The organism is Rhodovulum sp. PH10 (assembly GCF_000293785.1).
GTDB lineage: Bacteria > Pseudomonadota > Alphaproteobacteria > Rhizobiales > Xanthobacteraceae > Rhodoplanes.
In genome coordinates this window covers 1-6,705 of record NZ_AKZI01000173.1, presented here as the reverse complement: position 1 = coordinate 6,705, position 6,705 = coordinate 1, and the positions used below count along the sequence as shown (strand labels likewise).

At 58.8% G+C, this 6,705-nt stretch carries 4 protein-coding genes; all 4 read right to left on the bottom strand.

What is annotated here, in order from left to right:
• Positions 1 to 789: 789 nt before the first annotated feature.
• A complete protein-coding gene (gene cysN / locus A33M_RS20650) occupies positions 790 to 2,667 on the bottom strand; it encodes a sulfate adenylyltransferase subunit CysN (protein WP_008391553.1) in 1,878 nt (625 codons plus the stop codon).
• A complete protein-coding gene (cysD, locus tag A33M_RS20645) occupies positions 2,667 to 3,590 on the bottom strand; it encodes a sulfate adenylyltransferase subunit CysD (protein WP_008391551.1) in 924 nt (307 codons plus the stop codon). The genes cysN and cysD overlap by 1 nt, the downstream gene beginning before the upstream one ends.
• A gap of 189 nt (positions 3,591 to 3,779) precedes the next feature.
• On the bottom strand, positions 3,780 to 5,438 hold the full coding sequence (locus A33M_RS20640) for a hypothetical protein (RefSeq protein ID WP_157223597.1): 1,659 nt from the start codon (positions 5,436 to 5,438) through the stop codon (positions 3,780 to 3,782).
• Complete coding sequence (locus A33M_RS22615) at positions 5,435 to 6,034, bottom strand: hypothetical protein (protein WP_052027156.1); 600 nt, start codon at positions 6,032 to 6,034, stop codon at positions 5,435 to 5,437. The genes A33M_RS20640 and A33M_RS22615 overlap by 4 nt, the downstream gene beginning before the upstream one ends.
• Between the last annotated feature and the right edge of the window lie 671 nt (positions 6,035 to 6,705).

The window sequence follows — 6,705 nt, the reverse complement described above, 5'->3', positions numbered from 1 at the left end:
CGCGCATTACAAGTCGCGCGGATTCAAATATCCGCAACTGTAGTACTAGCAAACGCCGCAGGCAAGACGTTTGGCGGCATGATATCAGAGGAACGGAGCCGCCGAGATTCCAACGAAGCACGCCACGCCAGTGGTGCTCGGATCGGAGGCCATTTCAGAGCGACGGGCGGAACATACCCTCCTCGCGATCGTCGCGCGGTCGGCTCAACAAACCCCGCTCGAAAAAGGCGAATCCTCGCCACCAAGGGAATCGCCATCGCTCCGATCCGGCATCCGAATTTGCAAGGAATCCACGGTCCCGGCCCGCCCATCCTGCAAAAACGAAGACTTGCCGACCGGCGGTCACCCCGATCCGTCAACGACTTCCGAAAACTCCACGGACAACGTTACAGGCTCCAGCAGCACGCCGACCTCCTGCCCGAGCACGTCCGCTCCGAGCCCTCGTTCGACCCCACCACTCCAGCTCCAGCCCCAGCCCAAGCGCTGGGGACGGCCGCTCAAGAACGGAGACTCCGATCACCCCATCGGCTGATCACCACCCCGCAGAATGGGGAATTTTGCGCGCCCAAAGTGGGGGAATTCCATGTCCCGTTGACACGTCCTCTCGACCACCCATCGGCGCGGCAGGAGCCGGAAGCCTTTGACGCCGACTTTCGTTCATCCTCAGGGGCAGTTCACTCGCCTGCTCGTGGATCGGCTCCAGCACAATCTTCTCCTTCAGCCGTGCGTCTCGCCAGAGAACTCATTTTCTGTTCCGGAGGTCCCAGCGAGCGACGGCGCACGTTCGAGTCAACCCGGAAACAGATATTCGACGACTCTGTCGGCCAGGTTTTCCGGCCTGCCGGCGGTCGTATCGAGGTGCAACTCCGGATTCAAGGGGCGATCATATGGAGAATCGAGGCCGGTAAAGTTCTTTATGATGCCCGTGCGCGCCTTGGCGTAGAGCCCTTTGGGATCGCGCGCCACGCACACCTCCAGCGGAGCATCGACGAATACTTCGACGAATTCTCCTTCCCGCATCATTTCGCGGACCATTTGCCGCTCTTGGCGAAACGGCGAAATCAGGGCGCAGAGAACGATGAGACCGGCGTCGACCATGAGCCGGCCGACCTCTCCGACGCGACGGATGTTCTCGACGCGGTCGGCTTCCGTGAAGCCGAGATCTCGATTCAATCCGTGCCTAATATTATCGCCGTCGAGCATGTAGGTATGATGCCCGCGTGCGTAGAGCTTCTGTTCGACCAGCTTGGCGATCGTCGACTTCCCGGCACCGGACAGGCCCGTGAACCAGACGAGGCGCGGACGCTGGCGCATGAGCATAGCTCGTGCCGCCTTGTCGACGGCAAGAACTTCACGATGAATGTTGTCCGCCCGTCGCAACGAAAAATCCATCATGCCGGCGGCGACGGTCGCGTGATTGAAGCGATCCACCAAAATGAATGCGCCAGTGGCGCGGTTCTCAGAGTACGGATCGAACGGAAGAGGAACCTGCGTCACGATATTGCAAACTGCAATCTCGTTCGTCGTGAGCTGGCGAGCCGCGAGATGATCGAGCGTGCCGACGTCGATTTTGTATTTTATCGACGTGATCGATGCGGCCGTCCAGCGCGTTCCGATTCGCATCGAATACGAGCGTCCCGGTAACAGAGGCTCCTCTCCCATCCACAAGAGGTGGACTGCGAATTGATCGGCGATCGGCGCAGGCGCGTCGCAGGCGGAGATCAGATCGCCACGTGCGACGTCCAGATCTTCGGACAATACGAGCGTGACCGCTTCTCCGGCAGACGCTTCCCGGCAGTCGCCGTCGGCCGTCACGATCCGCGCGACCCGTGCGGCATGGCCAGACGGTTGGACCACGACGTCTTCTCCCACGATCACCCGACCCGAGGCGATCGTTCCCGAACAGCCTCGGAACTCGGAGTTTGGACGGTTGATCCACTGAACAGGGAATCGAAATGACTTTTCGACGGCGTCACTCTCCACGTCGATGTGCTCGAGATGCTCGAGTAAGGTCGGTCCGCAGTACCAGGGCATGCGGTTGCTTGCCCTCGTCACGTTGTCGCCGAAGCGAGCCGAAACTGGAATCGGTTCCAGCGTGGCGAACCCGAACGGCGATGCGAACTCGGCGTAATCGGATGCAACGCGTAAGAAAACGGCCTCTTGAAAACCGACGAGGTCGATCTTGTTGATCGCCAGCACGACATGGCGGATGCCGAACATGCTGCAAAGTATGGTGTGGCGCTTGGTCTGGTCGAGGAGCCCTTTTCGTGCATCGACCAGAAGCACGGCGAGGTCCGATGTCGACGCGGCCGTGGCCATGTTTCGCGTGTACTGCGGGTGCCCAGGAGCGTCGGCCACGACGAACGATCGGAAAGGCGTTCCAAAGTAGCGGTATGCAACGTCGATGGTGATGCCTTGTTCGCGTTCTGCTTCCAAACCGTCGAGCAACAAGGCCAAATCGACGTCGTCGCCCGTCGTTCCGTAGCGCCGGGAGTCACGCGCAAGAGCACTGAGATGATCGTCGAAGACGAGTTTCGAATCGTACAGAAGACGACCAATCAAGGTCGACTTTCCGTCGTCGACCGAGCCGCAGGTGAGAAACCGTAGTTGCCCCAAGGCGACCGCTTTCTCGGTCGCCGCTGGCGCATCACCACTTCGCTGCTCCATCAGAAGTAGCCCTCGCGCTTCTTGCGTTCCATGGAGGCGGTTTCGTCTTTGTCGATCAGGCGTCCCTGCCGCTCGGAGGTTCGCGTGGCTCGCATCTCGGCGATGATGTCGTCCAAAGTAGCCGCATCGGACTCGATCGCGGCGGTCAGCGGATAGCATCCGAGCGTGCGGAACCGAACGCGGCGCAGTTCGGGCACTTCTCCCGGAGCCAGCGGCAGTCGGTCGTCGTCGACCATTACCAGCATTCCATCGCGTCTTACGACCGGTCGTTCGGCTGCGAAGTAGAGCGGCACGACAGGAATACCTTCGGCACGGATGTACAGCCACACATCGAGTTCCGTCCAATTCGACAGCGGGAACACCCGCATCGACTCCTTTGGGCCGAGCTTGGTGTTGTACAAGTTCCACGGTTCGGGCCGTTGGTTTCGTGGCTCCCACGTATGGTTCGCAGAGCGAACCGAAAACACTCTCTCCTTGGCACGCGACTTCTCTTCGTCGCGGCGAGCGCCGCCGATCGCAGCATCGAAGCCGTGGGCGTCGAGAACCTGCTTCAATGCTTCGGTTTTCATAACCCGCGTATGAACGGCGGACCCGGAGCGAATGGGATTGATCCCGGCGCGCAAACCTTCCTCGTTGACGTGAACGATCAGGTCGAGGCCGAACTCGCGTGCCGTTCGGTCGCGAAACTCGATCATTTCGCGGAATTTCCACGTCGTGTCGACGTGCACGACGGGAAAGGGAAGACGGCCGGGGTAAAACGCCTTGCGGGCGAGATGGAGCACGACGCTGGAATCTTTGCCGATCGAATACAGCATTGCCGGCCGGCGGAACGCCGCGGCGACTTCCCGGATGATCCCGATCGCTTCACCCTCGAGTCGCCGCAGATGGTCCAAATGACCGCGTGCTCGCGAAAGCTCGTCCAATTCGACTTCTCCTGCACATCGCCGGCTCACGGTGACGCCAATTCACCCGGAAATGCGCTCACGGGGCGACTCGTCAGCAAAGCTCAGACCGGGTCCGGCTTCATCCTCCAGGACCTCACCGCTCCACCTGCCGAACTCCGATGATCTTCGGCAGGCGGCATTCTCGTTTCGGCACCGGAGGATCGTCGGTCAGTCACCATCCCTACGCTTCGCCCGCTTTCTTCTCATTCCGTCGATGACCCGCTGAATGCCTCGCTTTAAAGCTCTGTAGTTTCGCAAGAGCTTCTGTTCCGACCGGGAAAGACGGCATTGCTCCGGCGGTCTTTCGCTTGGAACTGGGGGCGGCGTGAGATTGCCAAGGGCGAAAATCCCCGGCATGAGACGCCTCGCCGCCATCATCGACGTCACTTCGGCTGCGCATCTGTCCCATGCCGTTCGATCTTCGAGAGTAACGGTGTTTCCGCTCGCTCTGATCGAAATTCCCGCGACCAACTTCTCCACAGTGTACTGAATACACTCGGGTCGATTGAGTGCGGACAACTGAATGGCGTAATCTTCAAAGAGTGTAAGGTCGTCCAACGGGACGTCCTCTATGGCGGATCGATGAAAAACGAACCCGCAGAAAGGAATGTGATTCGCCCCACCGAACCCGAGCGGCCAGTTCTTGGCCTCGAACCTTCTCGAAAGTCTGCCCACGTATCTGCCGCCAATCGGTGCGGCGTCTTCTTCAATTTCTTCGAGAAAGTGGGCAGAGTCCATGAACACGACGGCGGGTGGCTCACTGATGTTCAAGATGCTGGCGATTCTCTCTGCTTCATTCGGGAAAAGCCAGTCGTCGTCATCGACGAACCAGAAATAATCAGCATCGATAGTCTCGACGCTCGCGCGAACCAAAAGCGCCCTGGTATCCAGAAGCCCGTTCGTGCGAAATTTGCGGACAATGGCATATTCTTCCACCCAGGGCGGTGGAGTGAGGTCGTCGTGCGTCGCGACAGCGACCTCGAAGCGAACTGCCGGACCAGCCGCAATCACGAAAGATCGAACGGTCTCCAGCGCCCTTCTCAAAAGGGAAGGTCTATTGAACAAGCTTCGGACGACGATCGCCACCTTTTTCGTATTCCGCCCGATCGTGGCGTTACGAAGAGACTGCATCTCGAGGTCGATCTTGCCGCTCCCGAAGCTCGGATCGAAAGGCAAGCTTATACACCCGTTGATGGTGGCCAGCGCCTTGTTGGTAATCCTCTGCGAGAAGTACTCTTTCGCCCAGGTCGTTTCGGTAGCGGCATCGAACATCGCTTGGCTTCCACCGCTGTCGTGATGACAGGCCAGCGAGGGCGATATCAGAACGCAAAGTCCGGCCCTCAAAACCTCGACGGCCAATGAGAGGTCGTAAAGCTGAAATCCCGGGAAAGAAGGTACTACGACCGCGCGCTCTCTCAAGCGCCTTCGGTTCAATAAAATGACGTTACCATCGATCGACTGAGCGGGAAAAATAATGCCTTGGCAATTCACTCCGCCGTGCGGGTCGGAAATGTATCGGACGACCCTAGTGACGCTAGGGCCGACACCGTATGCAAGCATCCCACTATTGCCACATATTCCCCAGTTTGGCCAACGCCCCTCCAGGCAGCGAATCAACTGCTCCAACAGCGTGGCGAACTTTTTAGGAAAGAACAAGTCGTCGTGAACGATCAATGGAAAGTCGTCTTCGGCTTCTTCGACGACCCGGTTGATAACTTCGAAATACGATGTCTCGTTCAACAGGAAGGAACACTGCTCCGCAATGTGCGGATTCCTCTCGATGAAACGTTGTTTCGATGCCTCGGATCGAGCCACGACAAAGATCATTGCGCTCTAATCTCATGAAACTGATTGAGGCCGAGCACCTTGATCATGGGATGGTGAACGGCACCATCCGCTCGGAGCTTCAGGCGAGGCTTCAACTCCTGCTCGTACGAGCGGATGGCTTGGCGAACCAATGCCGGGTCACCGAACCGCTGCGCCAAGGTACGGGCACTCTCCTCACCGTGGGGCCCAAAGAACTTGCTGTTGATGCCGATGAAGTTGCGTAGTGAGTAGAATTCTTCTCTGCTCACCAAGTCACTCCGATAAAACGCGCCTCCACTGAAGTGGATGACGGCGGCACGTGGCTCGTAAACGACCTCGAAATCGTTCAGCCAAGCCTGCCAACTCAGATCCACATCTTCCGTGTAAAGGAAATAGGCTTCATCCATTCCCCCGACCCGTTCGTAGAAGGTGTCGTTGACGAGCACGAACGCCCCACTCGCCCAAGGCGTGCGACCACTTTCTGGATCGTACTCTTTGGGGTGTTCGAAAGGCCATTGCCGCCCTTCGACGAGGCCAGCAGAGGCACCGATCGCTCGGAAGCGGGCGGCCAGAACGTCGAGCGAGCCCTTCTGGGCGATGCAGTCCGGGTTCACCATGACAAAGAAGCCCGACCGAGGACGTTTTGCGAACAAAAGGTTGTGCGATTCCGCAAACCCACAGGTCCTGCCGGTGGTATTTGGAAGGGGGACAACATCGACGTGCCCGACTTGGCATTGCCGAACACAGTGTCCCGACCGCCCGTCATAGTTGATGCAGTAAAACGTGACCCCCTGAGTTGACGCGCGCACCAAGGAGGGAATCAGAACTCTTTCGAGATGAGGAACGTGCTCGTTCCCATACACACATTGCACATCGATTGGCATGGTAGTTTCGGCTCAAAGTTCGCATCCGACCGAAGATCGAACGAGAATTCGGCATTCGCCGTCCCGACATTTTCCGTCAGGCGGATCGGGCGGTGCAGTCGGAAGGAAGATGTGCCTCCCGAAGGACCCGCGGCCGAAACGCACGAGTGTAACGGGCGTTTATCCTTGAACTTGGCAGAGATCAAGCTGTCCTGCCGCCTGTCCAGGGCAATCGCTTGAGGCGGGGGCCGGTATCGGCGCGGATATTGCTGTGATTCAAGGGAGGCCCGAAACGGCGAGGGCCTCCCATGACCGACGACACTGCCAAGGACACCTCCGGTCGATCCCTGATCGACCATTTCTCGGCGCTCGGCGCCCCCCGGCAGGCTTGGAAGGTCGAATATCCGCTGCCGGAGATCATGCTT